Origin of the sequence: Halioxenophilus aromaticivorans, from assembly GCF_042850945.1 — a bacterium.
GTDB lineage: Bacteria > Pseudomonadota > Gammaproteobacteria > Pseudomonadales > Cellvibrionaceae > Halioxenophilus > Halioxenophilus aromaticivorans.
In genome coordinates this window covers 4,785,627-4,806,647 of record NZ_AP031496.1, presented here as the reverse complement: position 1 = coordinate 4,806,647, position 21,021 = coordinate 4,785,627, and the positions used below count along the sequence as shown (strand labels likewise).

Here is a 21,021-nt window from a genome sequence, read left to right as displayed (position 1 = left end):
TTCTATTATTAAATGGGGCGATTTGGGTTAGCGTTACGTGGTTAGGTGCACGGCAGTGCGTTTAATCTCGCTAGGCGCTGTTGGATGCAGTGCCTGTCAATTGCCATTGCCTGCCCAAGGGAAGCTGAATCCTCCCTCGCCCATGCCATAACCTTTGGTGCCATCGGCTAACGTGTATTCCATCATCTGCTCAACAAACATGAAAGAATCGTAAGGGAATTGCCATCGAAAGATAGGCTTTCCGGTAAATTCCCATAACCGGTCTAGCTCGTCCCACACGCGCCAATGAACATGTTTAAATCCGATTTCGTCATCTTCATAGGTTATGTCCTCTTCGACCTTTTTTAGACAAAGCCAGCGGTTGCCGTCGTGTAAAATTTTCTGATAGCTGTCTCCACCGGTTGTAATACCGTGCACGGCGACACAGGCAACGCCATTGTCGAATATCGGCCACGCCAGCCGATAATGAATTAGGCCATTCCAGTTTCTAGGGCCAACGCTTAGGTCCCGGAAGCCTTTGTCGTTTATTGTGATAACTTCACCGGTGCGCAAACGGATATGGCCTTTGACAGTGCAAAAGCCTTCTGGGTGTACGTAGGTCAGTTCGCGGGCTATGGCATCGTCACTGCCAACGTTGCTAAGCGCAATGCTATCGCCCATAGGGTGCAAAAGGTCCCACTCAAGAGATGCGTCGATATCATCCGTTTTCACCGAAACCAAGGCAGTCTGTTGGGGGCGTATGGCCTTCATGGTTATGCCGGCTACGGTGATGCCCGGGTCCAGGCGTTGAGTAGTATAGGGGAGGTTCATGTTGATTCGCGTAAACAAAGGTTTGCCATCGCGAAAAAAAATAGCAAAACAATTAACCTCGCCAACGTTCTCTAAAATACCGATTCGGAAAAAACCGCCGGTTTTAGTGTTGCGATCGTAAAAATTAAAATAGTAGCTTTGATTCCATTTATAGATGTTTGGGTTTGGAATGTACCGCTCGATATGTTCAGTTAAATACGCTGTGCTCAGATCGGTCATGGTTCTCTCTGCTAAGATAGTGTTCGCTCAGATCAGTTGTCGTCGTTGCGCTATTTTTTCGCTTAAAGGTTAAAGCCAAACGTTATGCCATAGGTTCGAGTTGCGCCCGCGAATCGGGCGGTTGAATCGGATGAGGAAATAACATTAGTCACATAATGTTCATCAAATATGTTTTTTCCCCAAAGCGTAATCCGAAACCTTTCGTCTGTACTGATATAACCAAGTCGAGTATTCCAGGTGGTGTAGCCATCCATTTCGTTAAAGTATGGGTCGATAGATCTGGCGCCAGTGGCGAGCTGTTCGTCGGAATAGCGTAAACGACCTGCACCAAAAGACGCTTCCGATGAAGACTGGCCGTTCATATTGACGCCGGCAAATAATTCACCTCCGCCGTTTAAATAGTGGCTGTATTGAGCGTCCAGCATGTACGTTAGATCTGGGGTGAATGGAATCGGGTCGCCTGAAAAATTTTCCTCGCCACCGGCTAAAACAAGTTGGCCATTGTCCACGACCGCTTGGCTGGTAAAACTGGCTCCCTGGTATTGTTTTACTTCAGATTCCAGCCACGTAATCGCCGCGGTAATGCGAAGCCCCTGCGTTACTTGAGCGGTTATTTCAGATTCGATGCCATAGACTTTACTTTTAGGTACATTTTCTAATACATCCAGGAAGCCAAATACCGGGTCCAGTACTTTTGTGCGCAGTTGTTTGTCTTCGTAATCGTAGTAAAACGCGGCTGTATTCAGTTGCAGCGATTGGTTGAGAAGGGAAGACTTAACGCCGAGTTCGTATGCTTTTACAGACTCCTGTGTAACCGGGTCGAGCTGAAAAAAATTGGCCGCAGCCAGAGTTGGAAAACTGCCTGATTTATAACCTTGAGAAACGTTTAAGTACAGTAGGTGATCATCTGTAATTCTATAATCCGCGCCGATTCGCCAGGATGTATTGTCTTCATCGAGTTGGTTAACATAGGGGTCGCCGGGTACTTGGTTGTTATTTAACGTATAGCAATCACCAACGGTTATCGGGTTGAAATTGACCGTGCCAAATAGCCCGCCCAAAACATTGAATAGCGTGGCCACGTTAGAGCCGTCGCCGGCATCTATACTGCCCGCCCTGTTAGTGGCAGAGAAATTACAGCTGTTCACCTCGATGTTGGAATCTGTGTAGCGTGTCCCGGCTTTTAGGGTGATTTGATCGGTTATGTCAAAGTCGATATTACCAAAGACTGCATAGGTGTCGATTTCCTGATCCAATGATATGCCGCTGGAATTAATAAAAGCGTTTTGTGCGGTGTAATTGGTGGAATCGACGTAATTCAGTATCTGGTCTTCGTGAGTGTTACTGTGTTCGTAATTGGCACCAATAATCCACTGGGTATTGTCTGTCGAACCACTTAATCGAATTTCAGAAATCCAGCTATCTATCGCTCCGTCACTGGGGGATAAATCAAATAATTCTAATGGTAAGCCATCTCCATCTGTGGATTGTTCTTGCTCGAAATCGACGTAGGTACTCAGTGCCGTTAACGTTAAAGACGGTGTTAAAAACCAATCGCCACGACCAACGATCTGATAGAATTCGCGTTCACTAGACGGGGATTTTTCGGCACTCCAGTCAGCGGCTCGAGGGTCCTCTGGTGAAAACGCTTGTTGATTCGCTACCGCTAATGGACCGGGTGGTAAACCGGTAACCGCATCCGTACGTATCGCGGGGTTGTAGGCAGAAAATTGTTGCGCTTGCGGTTCGCTATCATCTTGCCAGCCATTGATATTGAGCAGGTAAGCTGCGTTATCGGTGGGTTCATAGTTGAGAATTATTCTACCGGCAAGGTAGTCTTGGGCGCCGTTGCTGTCATTACGGGTATTACTGCGCTGCCACCCATCTGAATTCAATCCAGTGAAGGAAAACCGGGCGGACAGTGATTGCGTCAATGGTCCGCTAATATAACCGTTCAGCTCCGCACGGCTATAGTTACCGTAGGAGACGTCTCCGCCGGCTTCAAACTCGTCCCCCGGTTTGGCAGAAATAAAGTTAATTGCTCCGCCGGTGGAGTTTTGTCCGAATAAAATGCCTTGTGGGCCTTTTAACACCTCAACGCGTTCCAGATCGTATGCGGTATGGCTGGCTAATACTGGGAAAGGCAGAGGCGCTTCGTCGATGTAAAGGCTCGTAGCGGGGTAGGCTCCCAACGATTGTTCGTTAAAACCAATCCCTCTGAGAGTGAATATCGGTGTGTTGGCTGTGCTTGAAGAATAGACTAACCCCGGTACCGAGGTGGAAATGTCTTCAAGGCTGGTGAGCTTTTGATCGGCTAACATATTGCCGTCTAAGGCTGTTACTGATAGGCCAACGTCATTGGCGCTTTCGGCCCGTTTGTTGGCTGTCACGATGATCTCTTCTAAAGCCAGTTCCGCGGCGGAGATTCGGGGGGTTGCGGCGACGGTTATTGATCCAACTGCGACGGCCAGTAATGCCAACGGTTTAGGTAATGTCATCGGTATTGTCTTCCTTATTGTTGTTATGTCGAGCTCACAGCCCTTTTGTAATGGGTACTCAAGCGCCGGGTAGCTGTCTGTATAGTGTTAATTGGTAATAAAAAAATAATTGTTATTTAGATAGCGCATAAAAGGTGGTTTCAATGAGTGATATCCTAATTAGTGCGTTCGGTGGGCGCATTGACTGATTTCCGTCATTTATCTTTTCGCGCTAACCGGTGACCATAGCGTAAGGTGAGGGAAGATTTGGCCTGTTGATAGCTGCTTTAAGGTGTGGTGGGGTTGCTCGCAGGTACGGTGACAGCGCTTCAAGCGTGGCCAGGTATTATCTATAAAAAATAAAGGTTGTTCACAAGCAGCCGTCTGGAGGGTTAGGTCATGAACTACTCGTTTGAAATCATGAATCAAGGTCATTCCCGAAACGTCTTACGACGTTCGGATGCTGATGGTATTAGTTTATTTCTTTACAGCAATGCCCCTAATTCTCAATCATCGGTTTACTTTATTTTCGATTGGCAGACGCCACAAGGTGCGATCCAATTGTATCAATCGAAGCTGTTTCAGCACGATTTGTCTTTACCTCGCGGTAGAACAGAACAGGCCGATAAATGGTCAGTGCCGACCTTGAAGCGTAGCAAAGAGTTCTTTACGCCATTTTGTTATCGGGCTCGAGATAATCCTAATGCTCAGGCTGTCGGCTCAAGTCACAATCCTAGTGATTCAAACTATTGGAACGGCTTATCGCGCTACGGGTACCATCAAACCTGCAGTATGTCGCTTTCATTGTCGCGTACTAAACATTTAGTGGTTGGTTTTCAAAGCACCACTTCCATGAAAAATCTGCGAGTTGACAGAGCGATGCCGGCTGTAGAAGAGTGGTTACTGGATGCGCGGGATTTTATTGTCGATACTTCGTTAACAACGTGTATGTCTGGCGTAAGCGAGAACGATCTGGCTGAAAATTTGAGAAAAAGCAGCTCAGCGCTCAGTGCGCGTGAGGCGCAGGTGGTGTGTGAAGTGCTAAAAGGGTTAAGTAATAAAGAGATTTCGTCAAATTTGTCACTGTCTGAATACACTGTCGAAAATCATTTGAAAAGAATCTACAAGAAATTTGGTGTGAAGAATCGAACGGCGCTTAGCGCTGCACTGAACAGTAAAGACTTCTCTATTTAACCGAGCTTTACTTGGTTTTTTGCGTAAGCCAGCTTCCAGTTCAATCGAGGGATTATTTCATTCGTTGACTGGATGACTGTCGATGCTTTGTCGCAAGATATAGTCAGTTTGAAAACAGGCCGATACACTAAGCGAGTAGGGCCACCGTTGCGACGATCTTTATCGGCTAACCGTAATCGGTTCTATGGATGCGTTAGGGCTATTCTACCGTTCGATCTTTAAATTTGGGCGCGCGTTTTTGCAAGCGGGCATTGACGGCCTCACGTTGGTTCTCGCCAGCCATTAAAGCTTGCATCGCATCCGATTCCGATTGCAGTTTCTGGGCCACACTGTGGGTACCCGGTGACAGTAACCGCTTTGCGGCGACGACAGCGTGAGGTGACTTTTGAGCAATTTTGCCGGCCAGAGCCAAACTTTCTTTTAAGGGGTCTCCCGCTACGCGAGTGATTAGCCCCATCTCCGCAGCCGTCAAACCGTTGATTTTGTCTCCCGTTAGTACCAGCTCGCAGAGATGATCCCGTGCAATCAAGCCGGGCGCCAGTGCGGTCAGCCCCATGTCCGGCACCAGCCCCCAGTGGATTTCCATAACACTGAATTGCGCATCAGGAGCAGCGATGCGTACATCAGCGCCCAATGCAATCTGTAATCCGCCACCCAGGCAGTGGCCGTGCACGGCGGCAATCACAGGCACCGGCAGTTGATGCCAGCCCATGGCGGCTTGCTGAAACAGATTGCACATGCCGTGTGTGCGTTCAGTTAAATTGGCGATGGCATCGCTTTCGGTCAGTACAGAAATATCCAGCCCAGCGCAGAAGGCGTCTCCGGCTCCGTGCAATACCACCGCTCTAATATTCGGATTATTGGATAGGTCGATTTGGGCCTGGATGAGCGCTTCAAAGGTGGCGATGTCCAAGGCGTTTTTTTTATCTGGCCGGTTCAATTGTACCTGGGCTATGCCACCCTGTTGAGTAACGGTGACTGGATCGTTGGTATTGGTCATGGTTGCTGTCTGCGTTGGTTTTAAACTTAGTGTGGTACCTGTGCGTATAGAATGCTATGACACAAAACACCAAAATATTTGCAATTTTCAACGCGGTCTGGTTTCAAGCCGGGTGGTGGCTGGCCATATTACAGCAAGACCTAGTTATTGGCTGGCTAGTTTTAGGGTTGGTGTTGCACTGGGTGGTGTCACCCCACAGGCTGTCTGATCTAACCATTATGGCATGTGTGGTACCGGTTGGCGGGTTGTTCGATGGCCTTATGAGTTACACCGGCGTCATTGGCTTCAGGGGTGGCGAGGCCATTTTGGGCGTTCCCGTTTGGCTAATATTGGTATGGTGTTATTTTGCTTGTACGTTGAACCACTCCATGGCGTGGCTGGCGGGAATCCCCAAGCTTTGGTTGGCGGGTATTGGCGCTATCTCTGCCATGGCCAGTTACTACGGTGGTGCCCGCTTGGATGCCGCCGAGATCCCTCACTTTGTTTGGTTTGCAGCCAGCTACAGTGGCTTTTGGGGGCTGCTACTGCTGTCTATTTTTAGTGATCAATCCAGGTTCATCAGGCGGCCCCACTCGGCCCAATGCGGCTGCGGCTAGCGCTTTTTTTGGCTGCTTAAGTCGTGCTTCTACCGCGCTAAAAAAATATTATCGGTGCGTAAAAAGTCAGTTTTTAACGGGCTGCTTGGTGTACAGTGGCGCTTTTTGTACGCTAAGGCGATTTTATGTCCACTGAGCTGTTGCTTGTTTTTCCTGTTCTGGGGGTTGTAGTAGGTATTGCCGCTGGGCTTTTGGGCGTTGGTGGTGGCGGTATTATGGTGCCTGCACTGAGCGCTATTTTTGCCGCCATGGGGTTTTCTCTGGCGGAAATCGTGCACTTGGCCCTGGGTACCTCCATGGCCACCATCATCACTACGTCTATTTCCAGTGCCCGTACCCACCATCAAAAAGGCTCAGTGAATTGGGTAACCTGGCGCGCTATGACGCCGGGCGTGTTAATCGGTACCTTTCTCGCAACGTTTTTGGTGGCGCTGCTACCGGCACAATTATTGGCAACTTTTTTTGCCTGCTTCATGGGCTTTGTGGCGGTGCAGATGTGGCGGCCGCTTAAGGCGACTAGCCAATCCAACCCTGCTAAAGCCGAGCTGTTTGCGGCTGGCGCAGGCATTGGTGGCGTATCTGCGTTGGTATCCATCGGTGGCGGTTCGCTTACTGTGCCGTACCTAAATTGGCGTAAACACCCCATGACCAACGCCGTGGGAACCTCGGCGGCATTGGGATTACCCATCGCATTAACAGGCACCCTGGGTTATCTCATTAACGGCTGGCAGCATACGGATTTATCCCAGGGCGTGTTGGGCTATATCTATTTGCCGGCAGTTTTGGTGTTATCGATATTCAGTGCCATTGCAGCGCCGTTTGGCGTGCGCCTGGCGCACTCACTGCCGGTGCCGACTCTACGCAAGGTGTTTGCCGTGCTCTTGGTGGTAATTAGCCTGCGCATGTTTTGGCAGGTGGTGGGTGGGTGACCTTTTGCTTTGGGTAAATTCCATGGCTTGTACCATGGAATTTGGTAGAGGTAGCTTACCTATTGTTATTGGTCGATCTGCAAAAAACGTTTGAGTTTGGCCACCAAAATATAAAATGGCCCGGTATCTATGAGCGCCGCAACCATTTTAAACAGGTAGCTACTGGCCATAAATCCCAGATACTGTTTAAGCGTTATATCGCCGCTTAAAAATGCTCCGCCGAACACAATACCAATCACCAGAATGGAATCCACCGCTTGGCTAATTAGAGTGCTGAAATTGTTGCGTAGCCACAGGTGTTTGCCCCGGGTCAGGGATTTCCAAAAGTGAAACAAGCGTACATCAATATATTGCGCTGCTACGTAGGCAATCATGCTGGCGAAAACCGCGCCAGTCGTGAATACATAAATAAAATCGAATAGCTCCACTGAACCGGACATTTCTTGCTGGCCGGGTAAGCCCGTGACTGGCTCAACCAATTGTATTTCCATCCAAGGAATGCCCGGCACCGGTGGCGCAGTATGGGCCAGCCAAATAATGGCGACTATAAACAGATTGATGGCTAAGCCAAGAGTCACCAAAAAATTGGCCCGTTTGCGGCCGTACAGCTCAGAGACTAAATCGGTGCACAAAAAGGTCAGCGGGTAGGGTAAAACTCCCACGGTGAGTGCCATTGGTCCTAACTGTATAAAGCGGGTACTGCCGATGATATTCATCATGGTCATTGAGCAGATAAACACACCCGCCAACACCAGAAAAACGCGTTCCCGCCGTTCTTGCAAATCTGAATCACTGATTGCCAGTGGAGCGGAATATTCCTTCATAAGCGTGGGCTCTGTTATTTCTGTCTAAGCTTACATCATAATCAAATACCAATGCCTTCCTCAATGGCGTGCAAGAGCGGTGCGGCCACAATCAATAAACATAGCGCAAATACGCTGATAGGGACTGATTGTGGCGATTCGCTTTATTTTTGATCAATTGTTCATGTTGTTTGTAAAAGGTTTGCTTTTCTTCACACAGTGTTGGCGCTAAAGACAATTTAATGATTGGAATGGGCACCAATATTTGCCAGTCTTAGGCTACTTTTGTGTCGATTAAGGGACGAACTTTGCCAAACGCGCAGCGTCACGCAAATCCTACATTCTGGTTGGCCTTTTTATTAATATTGGTTATAACTGGTGCGGTGGTTTGGTTGCTGGTGGATTACTTTAGGCTTCAGAATCAACAACAGGATACCTTTTTCAACAGCAACACTCAGCTGGCTGCTGCTCAATTGCAGTCGCAGGTCAATGCTCTGGAAGTCGCAGCCATTGCTCTTAATGAATCACTGGCAGCGGCGTTACCCGGCGCTGGCCAGTTAAGCGATGACGCTGCAGCGTCCACGTCTACTAGCTTTAATGCCAACGATTATTGGGCTGATGCCCCAGCGGCGGTAGGGGCTGCTCTGTTAGCGCAGTCGGCAGGCTTTGGAGCACTTTGGATCGGCGAAGCGCCGGCGGGCCTTGCGTTTACTGGTGGGCAATCCGGTGATGGCTACTATTATTGGCACCACGCCAACCCCAATAGTGCATTGGCAAACCATGCGAAGCCGCTTACCGCTGCGTTAAAGGCCGCCGTAGAGCGACATTTACAGTTTGCCGAGGGTGGTACTGCAACGGTTTTAACCATCAAAGACCCACAAAACAACAACCTAGGTTTATTGGTTTTTGTGCCGATGTCGCGCCAGCTCAGCCCGCCTTCAGTAGCGGTCGGCACCTACGTTATTTTGTCACCCTTTGATAGCCAGCCCTTGGCCGCTCTTGGGCTGCGTTTGATTCTGCCCGATAGCGGCGTCAATCAAACGGTTTACCAATCACCCCTGTGGCGGACTAGCGAGCCTTCCCGCTGGCAACACGGCATTGATCTTTGGGGGCGCCAAGCGCAATTAGAGTTGCAATACCCACAGGCGCCGTCGTTCGCCTTCGCTTTTACAATGGCTGCGTTGGGGTTAGTGATAGCCGGTTGGGTACTGGGCCGGCGATGGGCGTCACCTAAACTGAAAGGGCAAGCGAATACTGCCCAGTCTGGCTTCGCACAGCCTCTGGTGGGTGCTGATGCCACTCACTTACCTGGAAAAATACTGGCGAAGATTCCCCAATCGGTTGCTTACGTTGACGCCCACCGCACAGTTCAATATGCGTCGCCAGACTTTGCTCGGCTATTTAACCAACCGGTGGAGCGGATGCTTGGGCAGCCTCTAGTTGATTTTATTCACCCAGCGTTGATGAGTCGATTGCAGAGTTGCCTAGACAAGGCCCTGGCCGGCGTTGAACAAGTGATCGAAAATAATTACCACAACGACGATGGTGGTTTGGACTATGTCGTCAGCCGAGTGATCCCGGATGGAGATGCCGGCGAGGTTCAGGGCGTTGTCGTTATCTGCTATGACTCAACTGAGTTGATAGAAAGTGAGCGCCAGTTATCCCGTGCGGTGCGAGAAAACGAAGCGCTTATGCACACCATCGATCAGCAACTGCTGTTTGGCATTTTGGATACGGATAATTTATTGGTAGAGGTCAATGACTATGCCTGCCATACCATGGGCATGAGCCGCCATCGATTGTTGGGTAAGCCGTTGGATGACGAGCGTGGAGTTGCGCTAGATAAAACCGTTTGGGCGCAGGCACTGGCCTGCGCTCATGAAGGAGAAATTTGGCGTGGAGAGGTCGTTACCAAGCGTGCCAACGGGGAGTTTCTTTGCTTACAGGGCGTTGTGGTGCCCGCTTTCAACGAGCATGGCGAATTGGAGTGTATCTACACGGTGGGTATGAACACCACCCAGGCCAAGGTCTTACTCACCGAGCGCGACCACTTAAACGTGTTATTCCAAGGTGTCTTATCCACCGACGCTGGGGTCGGTATTATTACCACCGATACAGACGGTGTTATTACGTTGTTTAACCGAGGTGCAGAGCTTTTGTTTGGTTATAGCGGCGACGAATTAGTGGGGCTGCGCTCTTTATCCGATATCGTGAGCATCGAAAATATTAATCGGCCGCTGTCCGAGTTTTTAGCCGGTAATGCCGCGGATAAACTAATCGGCGCTAACGCCATTGAGTGCCGTCGCAAAGATACTACGCTATTCCCCGCGCAGTTATCTTCTTCGGTGATGAAGGATGATAAAGGAAAGCCTAGCGGATACGTTATTTTTGTTAAAAATGTCGCCGATGAAATCGCCCGGCAAACCTTACTGCTGGAAAAAACACAACAACTGGAGATAGCCTCTGAAGTGGCGGGCTTAGGCGTCTGGACGTGGAATACACAGAATAATTTTTTCCATTGGAATCGCCGCATGTACCAATTGTTTGAAGAAGATGAACATACCCTGCCAACGCCCAGCGCCAGTTATTTTTTATCGCGAGTGCACCCCGATGACCGAGAGGGAATGTCAAAGCGCATAAGTAAGGCTGCCGAACGCTCCGGGCGGCACGAAATGGATTTTAGGATCTACGACAAAGCCGGTGATGTGCGCTACCTACGAGTGAATTCCTTTGTAGAGAACCAACCGCTTGGCACCTCAGCCATGGTAACAGGCACCGTTTTAGATGTTAGCCAACAGTTGCAGCAAGAAAATACCCTGCGCCAAGCCATTCAGAATGCGGATGCCTCCAGCTCTGCTAAAAGCCAGTTTTTGGCCAACATGAGCCATGAGATACGCACGCCACTAAATGCAGTTTTAGGCATGCTGCAACTATTACAAAATACTTCGCTAGATAAGCTACAGCAGGAATACGCCTTAGACGCTGCCCAGGCCGCGCAAACACTCCTGGAGTTGCTCAATTCAATTTTGGACTTCTCCAAAATTGAAGCCAGTAAATTAGAGATCGATATTCATTCGTTTTCCATGCTGGCGTTGATGCGAGATTTAGCCGTCGTGGTTGGCAGTAACAAAAAACAACCGGTACGCATTGTGTTTGATGTGCCTTCGGATTTGCCGAGTAAATTATTGGGCGACGCCACCCGGTTGAAACAGGTGTTATTGAATTTGGCCAGTAATGCCATGAAGTTTACCTCTCACGGTTATGTGCAGTTAAGAGTGTTAAAGGTGCAGAAGGATAACAACAATATTCTGTTGCGCTTTGAAGTTAACGACACTGGCATCGGTATCAGTAAACATCAACAGGAACGATTATTTACCGGCTTTGCCCAGGCTGAGGCGTCAACTACGCGGAAATATGGCGGTACTGGTCTTGGCTTGGCCATTTCCAAAAAACTGGTTGAGCTACTCGGCGGCAAACTGCATCTATTAAGCGACCTAGGGCAAGGCACGCAATTTTGGTTTGACCTGTCTTTCCCGGTTACCGATGCCACCCCATTGGTGAGTGGCGGCAGCACAGTTTCAGGCACCACAGCGTTTGTGATCAGCGATGAACCCATCGTTGCTCGGCTTCTTACCCAGCAGCTCAATAGAATGGGGGTGACCGTGCGTTGTTATCGGCAAAACGATTTAACCTCGGTGCCGGAGATTTCCCCAGCTATGATATTGGCTCCCAAGCAGGTCACCGTGGCTGAGCCGGTGGCTCAATGGCTACAACAGTTATCGGTGCCATTGATTCAAATTGGCGCCGCAGGCAGTGCCGAGGATAGCAGCGAATTGCTCTTGTGCGACCCGTTTCTCCCTGATCAAATCGCGTCTGTGGTAAAACAAGCGCTCGGCACCAAGGCCGAGTTGCCGAGTGCAGCGACGAGTCAACCGCAGCGGTTGTTGGGGTTTAATTTGTTGGTGGTGGAAGACAACATGGTTAACCGTATGGTGGCTAAGCGCCTGCTAGAGCAGCAAGGCGCCAATGTGGCAATGGCCGAAGGCGGATTAAGCGGCGTGGCCATGGTGACTGACTCCGAGCAAAATTTTGACGCCGTGTTGATGGACATTCAAATGCCGGACATCGACGGTTATGAGGCCTGCCGGCGAATAAGAGCAACCGGGCGCTTCGATGGGCTGCCGATTTTGGCATTGACGGCCAATGCCGGAAAAGACGATAAAGACCAATGTGTGGCCTGTGGTATGGATGGCCATCTGGTAAAACCCATGGAAATGGACACCATCGTTACCATGTTATTATCCCTGGTGAGGTCATCAGCCATGCCCGACGAAAACGAGTCACCCATGCCGCAGGAAAATTCAGGAAGCATCAATCCTACAGAGATTGTTGAACCCTTTGTTTCAATTTCACGCCGTTTTGGCGACAACAACGTTCTGTTGGGGATGGTGTTGAACAAATTTATCCCCGAAGTTAATCAGCAGATGGCGCAATTAAAACAACATGTGGCAGCGGATGATCACCTGGCAGTAGTGGAATCGTTACACACGCTAAAAGGCGTTGCCGCCACGGTGGGCGCAAAGGCGTTATCCGCTGAATTTGCCAAGCTCGAGCAGCAACTAAAAACCGACCAACAACTGCAGCCGGTTGAGTTATTGTCAGAACACATTTTGGTCGGAGTTGATCAGTTGGTGATTGCCAGTGACCATGCATTGAGAACGCAATTTAAAGAGCAAGGTATTGCGGTAGAGGGGTAATTTGAGAGGTAAATGGAAGGGCGGGTTGATCTCAGTTTACTGCCATTGGGGCAGTTCCATCAATAGCCTTGGCCATTACTCGTTTATCCTCCGGCGGGCCGGATTATGAGCTCATCAAAAGCATTGCGCCGTAAAACAAAGGGTATACACTCCCAGCATAATGCGCAGCACCTGCTGCGTGCACGCCCTAGAGTAGGATTGCTGAGGTGAAACTATGGCTGACCAAGAAACAACAGCTAGCAAATACGCCGGTGTTACGCAGGCCCAATTAGATGCTCACTGGATGCCCTACAGCGGCAACCGACAATTCAAACAAGACCCGCGCCTGTTAGTCGCCGCCAAAGATTGCTTTTACACCAGTGCCGATGGTCGACAAATTTTTGATGGCTTATCCGGCCTATGGACCACCGGTGCTGGCCACGGCCGCAGCGAGATTGCCAACGCCGTAGCCGCCCAGATTCAACAATTGGATTACTCCCCAGGGTTTCAATTTGGCCAGCCCAAAAGCTTTATTTTGGCCGAGCGCTTAAGCCATTGGATGCCGCCGGGGCTCAACCGAATATTCTTTACCGGCTCTGGCAGCGAGGCCGCAGATACCTCACTGAAAATCGCCCGGGCCTATTGGCGTAAACTGGGTAAGGGCACCAAAACTAAATTTATTGGCCGCGCCAAGGGTTATCACGGGGTAAATTTTGGTGGCATCAGTGTGGGTGGATTGCCTGCCAACCGGGCCTGGTATGGTGCCGGAATAGAAAGCTACCATCTGGCCTCTACATTGTTGCCCGAAAACCGCTTCACCCGTGGCGAGCCCGAGCAGGGCGCTCATTTGGCGGAGCAACTGATCGACCTTATTCAATTGCACGATGCCAGCAATATAGCGGCTGTCATTCTAGAGCCCATGGCAGGGTCCGGTGGGGTGATCCCGCCGCCTAAGGGGTATTTGCAGCGAATCGCCGAAATCTGCCAAGCCCACGACATCTTGCTAATTTTTGACGAAGTCATCACCGGCTTTGGTCGACTGGGATATAAAACGGGTGCCGAGGCCTATGGCGTGGTGCCGGATATGATCAATGTGGCCAAACAAATCACCAACGGTGTCATTCCCATGGGCGCGGTGGCCTGTAAGCAGGGCATCTACGATGCCTTTATGGAAGACGCAGGCCCAGATTACCAGCTAGAGCTGCCCCACGGGTACACCTATTCCGCGCACCCGGTGGCCTGTGCTGCGGCCCTGGCAACTCTGGATATATTAGAGCAAGAACAACTGATAGAGCGTGCCCACGGTTTAATCCCAGAGATTGAACAGCGCGTACATCAACTGCAAGGCTTACCCTACGTGAGTGATATCCGCAATAGTGGTACTGCCAGTGCCGTGAGCTTTGAGCCGGCACCTGGAGAGCCCTTATTACGGCCCTATCAGGTAGCCATGGCAATGTGGAGTAAGGGTTTTTACGTGCGCTACGGCGGCGATACAGTTGCCATAGCACCGCCGTTTATCGCCGAACTAAATCAGCTGGATGATATCTACAGTGCCTTGGGCGATTGCATCGCTGAGCTGACATAACTGGCACTTGCTCAAAAACGGCGTAAGCGACGAGACGTAAACGGTAAGATTTTAACTATAAGATAAGATTTTAACTATAAAAAGAGACGCAACCATGAGTTATTGGCAAACAAAAAAAGCAAAGTTGGCCGCCATTGTGGCGTTGCTGGCAACGGCAGTAACGGCAAATGCCGCATTAGAGTCCGGTACCCAGGCGCCGATGTTTCAGTTAACTGGTGCGCTGGCTGGAGAAGCCTTTGATTTTGACTTGCAGCAGCAACTTAAGCAGGGGCCGGTTGTGGTTTATTTCTACCCCAAGGCGTTTACCGCGGGCTGTACCATAGAAGCCCACGAATTTGCCGAAGCAAGCGATGACTTTACCCAGCTGGGCGCTCGTGTGGTGGGTGTATCCACCGATGAGATCGATACGCTAAAAGAGTTTTCGGTTTCCGACTGCCGAGATAAGTTCGCCGTTTTGGCTGACCCAAGTGCAAAGGTGGTTGAACAGTACGATGCTTTTTTGCCCAACCGTAAGCTGGCTGATCGAATCTCTTACGTGGTGGTGCCCAGTGGTGAAATCATTTACGTGCATCACACCATGGAGCCCAAAAGCCATATCGCCGAAAGTTTAAGAGCGATTAAACAGTGGCAGGCCGATCAGTGAAATAACGCACGGCAAAACGCCTAGCATAAACGATAACATACGATTTTAACGGGCCTGCTGGGTTCGTTTCCCAATGGCAGGCACAAGCCAAAAAAACAGGTGCCAGCAATAACAGGTACCAGCAATAACAGGTACCAGCAATAACAGGTAAAAGGGCAAAGACTGTGATCAACTTTCTCCGATGTATTATCCTTATTTCTACGTTAGTCTCGGCCAGTGTTACCTGGGCGGCGGAACCTTACGATGAATTACAAACCGAATGGGCCAAAGGTAAGTACGAACTGAGCGGCAGCGCACAAGAAAAATTCCTTGAGCAACTGCTCAGCCGAGCAGAGGCCGCCAAGCAGGCGAACCCCAACAGTGCAGAAGTCTTCGCCTGGAGTGGCATTGTGTATTCAACCTACGCCTCGGTGAAAGGCGGCATGGGTGCGTTAAAGTTTGCCAAACAAGCCAAAAAAGATTTGGAAAAATCCATCGAATTGGACTCGTCTGCGTTGCAAGGTGCCGCCTCCACCACCCTGGGTACCTTGTATTTCAAAGTACCGGGTTGGCCCGTGGCTTTTGGCAACGATAAAAAAGCCCAACAATATTTAGATGCGGCGCTGGCGCTCAACCCTAAAGGCATTGATATCAACTATTGGCTGGCGGAATACGCGGCCAGCAAAAAAGACAGTGCCAAAGCGTTGCAGTACTTGGCCATCGCCGCCGCAGCGCCGGCGCGGGATGATCGCCCGGTGGCGGACAAGGGCCGCCGACTAGAGGTTGAAACATTAAAAGCGCAAATAGAAGCACCCTAGTTTTTTTGTGCTGCGCTAGTTTAATCGCTGGTATCGATTTTCCAGATCTTCCAGGTCGCTCTCCAACCACTGGCTTTGTTTAGCGGCGGTTAAAATTAATTGAGCCTGGTGATGCACCGAGCCCCGGCGGGTTTCGGACTCCGTCACTTGGTACAGATCCGCCAGGGCTTCTGCCAGGTGGATCGCAACCGCCGGGCTGGCGATGGAATTCTGTCGTATTTGGTCGTAGGCGGTGTTGAGCAACCCGGCAAAGTCTGAATTGCAGCGCACAAGTCTAAGTTCGCCTTCTTCATCGCAGCAGTAGTCACTTTTCAGCGGCTGATTGGCAATTTCCTTCAAACCACTGTTCAACCAATCAATACACGATATCGCTGTATGAGGATCATTGATCCCCGGCGATAGCGCTCTTACCGCAACCTCAACCAGTTGACTAATGCCATACTCCGGGTCTTGTTCGTCGGTACGGCAGTGGCCGATAATAAAGTAACCGCTGTAATCGTCACTGTTTTTGTTCTTGGCTTGTGAGGTAAACAAGGTTGCTAAGCAGTCGTTTGCGGTGATGAACTTGCCCGGGCGGAAATGCACCTTAAACACCCCGTCAAGGCTCGAGGCCGTGTCGCTTAACCCTTGCTCATCGATGGCTTGGAGGTAGCCCGAGCGGAGAGCTCGTACATGGATTTCGTGGCCGGAGAGGGCATCGTCTAGTGAAAAGTCTTGATCTACGTCCTGTTCCGAGGGAGACGTTAGTCGCTTAATGGCGTTAACGCTGCCAAAGGCAACCATCTGAACCACATGTTCTGCGCGGATAGTGGAACTCACGTGGTGAATAAAATAGATAAACACAAATACACTGAGGACGGCCAGCAACAGCCCTAATGTGGCGGATACGGCTGGTGGCTCGCCGCTGATGCCACCACCGTTACCCAAAGCCAGCAGGCAATACAAAAACGTAGACACAAACGTGCCCAGTACAAACTGGTTGCCAGTGTCACGCATGAAATTGGTGAGCAGGCGGGGACCGAATTGAGAAGAGGCCAGTTGCAGCACCACCATAGTAATAGAGAAAGTGGTGCCCGCTACGGTAATCATAGAACCGGCCACGCTAGATAGCAGCGTGCGTGCGCCCTCCAAGTCGCCTTGGTAGATCAACCACTTGGGCCAACGGCCGTCGCCGGAAACATGGTAAATTCTATCCAGTTTATCCGCCAATAGAGCTAGGCCGAACGCGGCAAGACACATAACACTGGGCACCAACCACAGGCTAGCTCGCAGCCGCTGCCATAGGTTGTTTAAATGTGTGAGCATGGCTACTCCCTAGCCGTAGGTGGCGTTTATTACGCGGCCTGTTCGTGCATTTCCGCGGCGTATTCCTCCGCCAGGGACTGTTTTTGCTCTTCGGATAGAGCGCGCCCAGCCACCGGAAAGAACTCTTGTTCTTCCTCTTCCAGGTGATGTTCTACCTTATGCTTTAGTTTCTTAAAGGCTGCCATCCACGCTGAGGTGCTCATGTCGGCGTCGTCGATTTCTTCCAGCAACTCGTCAATTTCGTGATGTTCTGCGATGCCGTGACGCGACAATTCGATGGTCATGTCCACGTCGATTAATGGCGAGTAAAAATGACGCTCTTCAGCCACTGCGTGGTGTTGCAACTCTTCTTTCAATTCTGCGTACAACGACACACGCTCGTCGCTGGCGCCACTGGTGTGAGACAAGCGATCTAATAATGCACGTTGCTTATCGTGGTCCTTCCTTAAAGCTTCGAAAATGTTCATTGTCACGGTTCTCATAATGTTGTTATCGGTTTGGATATTGCTGGCAATTTTTAGTCCAGCTTTGCAGATACCGATTTACCGGGAGGTTTAGCCCTGGCTGGAGGGCTTTTTGTAATTGTTACAGGCGAACTGCAGTGGAATATGTAGTTTGTTCCAAGGGTATAGGTGGCTTTAGGCGAAAGTTATGGCTCAAACCGTAGTAAGAAAAAAGCATGGCAAGGGTTTTACCTACCGCTATGCCAGTGGCAAAACCGTAAAGAGCAAGGCCTTGCGGCAGTGGTTTGCTTCCCTGGTAATACCGCCGGCCTGGCAGGACGTAGAAATTAACCTGGATAGAGACGCAAAGATACACGTCACTGGGCGAGATGAAAAACAGCGCAAGCAGTACATCTACAACCAAGCCTGGACCGAGGCCGCAGAAAAAACCAAATTTAAACGAATCTTGCGTTTTGGTAGCCAGCTAGAAACTATGCGCCGGGTCACCGGGCAACACCTGCTACAGCGGCCGGTGGATGCCAACGCCGTGCTGGCCTGCATGACGCGGATGATGGATGAAGCGTTTTTTCGCCCGGGTAGCCCGGAATACACCCGGGCCAATGGTACCCATGGCCTTACCACTTTACGAGACAGACACCTGACGTTTACCGACGAGGGCGCCGAGTTTATTTACACCGGTAAATCCGGTAAAGAGCAACATCGTTGGATTCGTAACGATAGCGTGTGTGAGGTGCTGGCAGAACTGGAATCCATGACCGGCTACGAACTTTTCGACGTAACGCTACCCGATGGAGAGCGCAGGCAGTTTAGCGCAGGTGATTTGAATGACTACATAACGGAGGTAATGGGTGAGGACTTCAGTGCCAAGGATTTTAGAACCTGGGCCGGAACGGTTTTGATGGCCGTCGCCCTAGAACAACAGGGCGCTTGCCAGAATAAAAAACAAAATCAATCCAACATTGTGCAAGCCGTTAAATCCGTGGCGGAAAAGCTGGGCAATACACCGGCGGTGTGTCGTGCAAGCTATATTCACCCGGAGGTTATTTTACAGTACGAATGCGGTAAAACGCTGGCGCACTTTCGGCGCCAGCTTAAAAAGCTCAAGCAACAACTAATGTCGGAAGAGGAATACGCTACCTTGGCTCTGTTGCAGAAGGCTGAATAGAAAGGCCAAAAACAATGAGATGCTTTAGCGCATATGTTAATGCGGTAGCACAGCTGTTTCGTAAACACTCATAAAAGATTCATAAAGTAAAATCGGCAAACGATACCTATAGCGAAGCCTAAACCTGCTGACTGATGGCGGTGTGTATAAAATTTAGTTTATTGTGAATGGTTTCGGTGAGCACAAAGGGGTAGGCATCGTCCTGGCCGAGGCTGCGATTGAAACTGTTTACAGTAATCGAAACAGCAATGGCCTGTTGTGCCAAGGTCGCGAAATCAATACCGGAAAACGGATCACACACTTGGGTGACGGTTAGCTGCTGGTCATCGTTGGCCACGGTGGGTTGTATACTAAACCCAAATGCGGCTGCGGTTTCCGCTAAATCCACCAAATGCATATAGTGGGCCCAGGATTCAGCCCAGTCTTCCCAGGGGTGGGACGACGCGTAGGCGCTCACAAAATGTTGTGGCCAGTCTTCCGGTGCGCCATTGGCATAGTGATGTTCAAGAGCGACACCGTAGTCTTGGCTTTCGTCACCAAAGACGGCTCTGTAATCTGCCAGTAAGCTAGCGTTATCTTTAACCAGCACATCCCAATAGTAGTGGCCTATCTCATGGCGTAGATGGCCTAGCAATGTGCGGTACTGCTCTTCAAGATCAATTCTGTTTTGTTCTCGCTGTACCGGGTCGGCCTCGTTGGTGACCACCGTAATTTGTCCGTCGGCATGGCCGGTGGTGTTAACAGCATCCTTGGGCAGGGGGGCATCTGGATCGATAAAGTCCACCGATATGCCGTCATCCTCATTGCTGCGTTTGCTGCTTACGGGTAGCCCTAATCGCACTAACGAATACACCAAACGCCGCTTGGCTTGCTCAAATTCCTGCCATTGATTTTGGCTTTCTTCGGTTTTTAGATTGGGGATGTAGCGGTTTAATTCACACGCTTGACACAGGCCACCGGCGTGGTCGGCAGGTATTAACCAGTTGCAGCCATTACGGCTGTGGTTTGTGCAGCGCACGGTGGCGCTTTGACTTTGTGCAGCGTCAGAGATCACCGGCTCCATGTTCAGGCTGGCCGGGTTAAAGCCAACGGCCTGTTTGCACTGCAAGCATTGGTTGTTCTCAAAATACAGGGGCTGTTGGCATTGCGGGCAAGAAAAAAGCTTCATGGTAAAGGCTCTGTTGTTAATGGCGGTTCTCGCTTGATTGCGGTAACACGCAAAGTAAGGTGGGGCTGCGCCACCGAATATGGCGCTCGGCGTTGGGTGTTGGGATGCAAAAGCCGTGCGCAACTGCACGGTCATCGCTACAGATGACGAATCACCGTAAAAAGCGTTCAAAGACCTATATAGGGTAATGATAGGGGCAAGGAAAGGAAGAGGGCAAGGTATTGCAGATGCTAGCCTCAACAGGCTACCAGCGCCGGATTCAGCCGTCGAACCGGTAAAATTTACAGCGATGTCTGTACAACCTACAAATAGGCGGGCAAGAAACCTTAGTCAGGTATTACCTTTTAGTCTTGGATTACCGCTAATTTTTGCTGATGTAGGCTGCTGGCCTAAGGATTGCTACACCATTGCTAAGGTAACCACGAGGCTATTTGCAATCACAACATCGCAAATGCCCATGTGGTTAAATTTGGTGGCTTATTAGTCGGTTGGTCGGCATACAGATACAGCGATTGAAACCACGCTGTGCAGGCCGGCGCAATGGTTAAGTAATCACGCGTGTTTACTAACACACGATATTTACAACCACATTTAATAACGCTACCGCGCAAAGAAAATTATTTGGAGAACTTTATGACAATTGTACGCAGTGCATCAGCTCACTGGGCTGGCACGATTAAAGAAGGACGTGGTACGGTATCCACTCAAAGTGGTGTTTTATCTGGCCAACCATACGGCTTTAACACCCGTTTTGAAGATAAGCAGGGGACGAATCCGGAAGAACTGGTGGGAGCTGCCCACGCGTCTTGCTACGCCATGGCATTATCTCTGGCGCTAACCGAAAACGATACCCCACCCGAGAGCCTGGATGTCGATGCCGATGTTTCACTAGAAAAACAAGATGACGGCTTTGCGGTAACGGCAGTGGCGCTGAGTCTAAAGGCTGTGGTGCCAGGAGTAGACCAAGAGACGTTCAAAGACATTGCCGAAAAAACCAAGGGCGCTTGCCCTATCTCTAAGCTGTTAAACGCAGAAATCAGTTTGAGTATTGAGCTCGCTTAAGAGTCTTATTCTAGCAGTCTTCCCGGGCTGCTAGTCGCATGGTCATTCGAGAAATAATTTTCAAGACG

At 50.2% G+C, this 21,021-nt stretch carries 16 protein-coding genes; 9 read left to right on the top strand and 7 right to left on the bottom strand.

Features of this window, described 5'->3' with window-relative positions; all coding sequences use genetic code 11:
• Positions 1-96: 96 nt before the first annotated feature.
• Both ACGHM3_RS20485 and ACGHM3_RS20480 read right to left on the bottom strand, forming a co-directional pair.
• Positions 97-1,029 (bottom strand): hypothetical protein, encoded by a 933-nt coding sequence (locus tag ACGHM3_RS20485; RefSeq protein WP_345423476.1) that lies wholly within the window; start codon positions 1,027-1,029, stop codon positions 97-99.
• A gap of 62 nt (positions 1,030-1,091) precedes the next feature.
• Positions 1,092-3,527 carry a TonB-dependent receptor domain-containing protein gene (locus ACGHM3_RS20480; protein ID WP_345423473.1) on the bottom strand — a complete coding sequence of 812 codons (2,436 nt, stop codon included), beginning with the start codon at positions 3,525-3,527 and terminating at the stop codon, positions 1,092-1,094.
• A 378-nt stretch (positions 3,528-3,905) separates the two neighbouring features.
• Here ACGHM3_RS20480 and ACGHM3_RS20475 point away from each other — a divergent pair, with 378 nt between their 5' ends.
• Positions 3,906-4,700, top strand: a complete 795-nt coding sequence (locus ACGHM3_RS20475; protein ID WP_345423470.1) for a LuxR C-terminal-related transcriptional regulator — start codon at positions 3,906-3,908, stop codon at positions 4,698-4,700.
• 199 nt (positions 4,701-4,899) lie between these two features.
• Here ACGHM3_RS20475 and ACGHM3_RS20470 read toward each other — a convergent pair whose 3' ends face one another.
• Complete coding sequence (locus tag ACGHM3_RS20470; RefSeq protein WP_345423467.1) at positions 4,900-5,700, bottom strand: crotonase/enoyl-CoA hydratase family protein; 801 nt, start codon at positions 5,698-5,700, stop codon at positions 4,900-4,902.
• A gap of 56 nt (positions 5,701-5,756) precedes the next feature.
• Between ACGHM3_RS20470 and ACGHM3_RS20465 the strand changes: the two genes are divergently transcribed.
• Together ACGHM3_RS20465 and ACGHM3_RS20460 are read left to right on the top strand one after the other, a co-directional pair.
• Positions 5,757-6,296: a DUF2878 domain-containing protein gene (locus tag ACGHM3_RS20465; protein ID WP_345423464.1), complete on the top strand. Its 540-nt coding sequence runs from the start codon at positions 5,757-5,759 to the stop codon at positions 6,294-6,296.
• Positions 6,297-6,421: 125 nt separating this feature from the next.
• Positions 6,422-7,225 carry a sulfite exporter TauE/SafE family protein gene (locus tag ACGHM3_RS20460; protein WP_345423461.1) on the top strand — a complete coding sequence of 268 codons (804 nt, stop codon included), beginning with the start codon at positions 6,422-6,424 and terminating at the stop codon, positions 7,223-7,225.
• 65 nt (positions 7,226-7,290) lie between these two features.
• On the opposite strand, the gene ACGHM3_RS20455 is transcribed toward ACGHM3_RS20460, so the two are convergent.
• On the bottom strand, positions 7,291-8,049 hold the full coding sequence (locus tag ACGHM3_RS20455) for a queuosine precursor transporter (RefSeq protein WP_345423458.1): 759 nt from the start codon (positions 8,047-8,049) through the stop codon (positions 7,291-7,293).
• A gap of 287 nt (positions 8,050-8,336) precedes the next feature.
• Between ACGHM3_RS20455 and ACGHM3_RS20450 the strand changes: the two genes are divergently transcribed.
• From ACGHM3_RS20450 to ACGHM3_RS20435, 4 genes are all read left to right on the top strand, one after another.
• Entirely contained in the window at positions 8,337-12,785 is a 4,449-nt protein-coding gene (locus tag ACGHM3_RS20450) for a PAS domain S-box protein (protein WP_345423455.1), read from the top strand.
• A gap of 214 nt (positions 12,786-12,999) precedes the next feature.
• Positions 13,000-14,349, top strand: a complete 1,350-nt coding sequence (locus tag ACGHM3_RS20445; protein ID WP_345423452.1) for an aspartate aminotransferase family protein — start codon at positions 13,000-13,002, stop codon at positions 14,347-14,349.
• A 94-nt stretch (positions 14,350-14,443) separates the two neighbouring features.
• Positions 14,444-14,992, top strand: a complete 549-nt coding sequence (locus tag ACGHM3_RS20440) for a peroxiredoxin (RefSeq protein WP_345423449.1) — start codon at positions 14,444-14,446, stop codon at positions 14,990-14,992.
• A 164-nt stretch (positions 14,993-15,156) separates the two neighbouring features.
• Positions 15,157-15,789, top strand: coding sequence for a hypothetical protein (locus tag ACGHM3_RS20435; RefSeq protein WP_345423446.1), 633 nt, complete (start codon positions 15,157-15,159; stop codon positions 15,787-15,789).
• A 15-nt stretch (positions 15,790-15,804) separates the two neighbouring features.
• On the opposite strand, the gene ACGHM3_RS20430 is transcribed toward ACGHM3_RS20435, so the two are convergent.
• Positions 15,805-17,094, bottom strand: coding sequence for a DUF2254 domain-containing protein (locus ACGHM3_RS20430; RefSeq protein ID WP_345423443.1), 1,290 nt, complete (start codon positions 17,092-17,094; stop codon positions 15,805-15,807).
• A 29-nt stretch (positions 17,095-17,123) separates the two neighbouring features.
• A complete protein-coding gene (locus ACGHM3_RS20425; RefSeq protein WP_345423439.1) occupies positions 17,124-17,561 on the bottom strand; it encodes a hemerythrin domain-containing protein in 438 nt (145 codons plus the stop codon).
• 184 nt (positions 17,562-17,745) lie between these two features.
• On the opposite strand from ACGHM3_RS20425, the gene ACGHM3_RS20420 reads away from it, so the two are divergent.
• The gene (locus tag ACGHM3_RS20420) at positions 17,746-18,723 is read left to right on the top strand and encodes a DNA topoisomerase IB (RefSeq protein WP_345423436.1); all 978 of its coding nucleotides are present in this window, start codon (positions 17,746-17,748) and stop codon (positions 18,721-18,723) included.
• 118 nt (positions 18,724-18,841) lie between these two features.
• Here the strand turns inward: ACGHM3_RS20420 and ACGHM3_RS20415 are convergent, their stop codons facing one another.
• Positions 18,842-19,891 carry a putative zinc-binding metallopeptidase gene (locus ACGHM3_RS20415; protein ID WP_345423433.1) on the bottom strand — a complete coding sequence of 350 codons (1,050 nt, stop codon included), beginning with the start codon at positions 19,889-19,891 and terminating at the stop codon, positions 18,842-18,844.
• A 633-nt stretch (positions 19,892-20,524) separates the two neighbouring features.
• On the opposite strand from ACGHM3_RS20415, the gene ACGHM3_RS20410 reads away from it, so the two are divergent.
• Positions 20,525-20,953 (top strand): OsmC family protein, encoded by a 429-nt coding sequence (locus ACGHM3_RS20410; RefSeq protein WP_345423430.1) that lies wholly within the window; start codon positions 20,525-20,527, stop codon positions 20,951-20,953.
• The last annotated feature ends 68 nt before the right edge of the window (positions 20,954-21,021 follow it).

Excerpts from the sequence above, each read along its gene's own strand:
- ACGHM3_RS20465 (WP_345423464.1), top strand. The coding sequence starts at position 5,757 with ATGACACAAAACACCAAAATATTTGCAATTTTCAACGCGGTCTGGTTT.
- ACGHM3_RS20410 (WP_345423430.1), top strand. The coding sequence starts at position 20,525 with ATGACAATTGTACGCAGTGCATCAGCTCACTGGGCTGGCACGATTAAA.
- ACGHM3_RS20470 (WP_345423467.1), bottom strand. The coding sequence starts at position 5,700 with ATGACCAATACCAACGATCCAGTCACCGTTACTCAACAGGGTGGCATA.
- ACGHM3_RS20485 (WP_345423476.1), bottom strand. The coding sequence starts at position 1,029 with ATGACCGATCTGAGCACAGCGTATTTAACTGAACATATCGAGCGGTAC.
- ACGHM3_RS20480 (WP_345423473.1), bottom strand. The coding sequence starts at position 3,527 with ATGACATTACCTAAACCGTTGGCATTACTGGCCGTCGCAGTTGGATCA.
- ACGHM3_RS20430 (WP_345423443.1), bottom strand. The coding sequence starts at position 17,094 with ATGCTCACACATTTAAACAACCTATGGCAGCGGCTGCGAGCTAGCCTG.
- ACGHM3_RS20425 (WP_345423439.1), bottom strand. The coding sequence starts at position 17,561 with ATGAACATTTTCGAAGCTTTAAGGAAGGACCACGATAAGCAACGTGCA.
- ACGHM3_RS20460 (WP_345423461.1), top strand. The coding sequence starts at position 6,422 with ATGTCCACTGAGCTGTTGCTTGTTTTTCCTGTTCTGGGGGTTGTAGTA.
- ACGHM3_RS20455 (WP_345423458.1), bottom strand. The coding sequence starts at position 8,049 with ATGAAGGAATATTCCGCTCCACTGGCAATCAGTGATTCAGATTTGCAA.
- ACGHM3_RS20445 (WP_345423452.1), top strand. The coding sequence starts at position 13,000 with ATGGCTGACCAAGAAACAACAGCTAGCAAATACGCCGGTGTTACGCAG.
- ACGHM3_RS20440 (WP_345423449.1), top strand. The coding sequence starts at position 14,444 with ATGAGTTATTGGCAAACAAAAAAAGCAAAGTTGGCCGCCATTGTGGCG.
- ACGHM3_RS20420 (WP_345423436.1), top strand. The coding sequence starts at position 17,746 with ATGGCTCAAACCGTAGTAAGAAAAAAGCATGGCAAGGGTTTTACCTAC.
- ACGHM3_RS20415 (WP_345423433.1), bottom strand. The coding sequence starts at position 19,891 with ATGAAGCTTTTTTCTTGCCCGCAATGCCAACAGCCCCTGTATTTTGAG.
- ACGHM3_RS20475 (WP_345423470.1), top strand. The coding sequence starts at position 3,906 with ATGAACTACTCGTTTGAAATCATGAATCAAGGTCATTCCCGAAACGTC.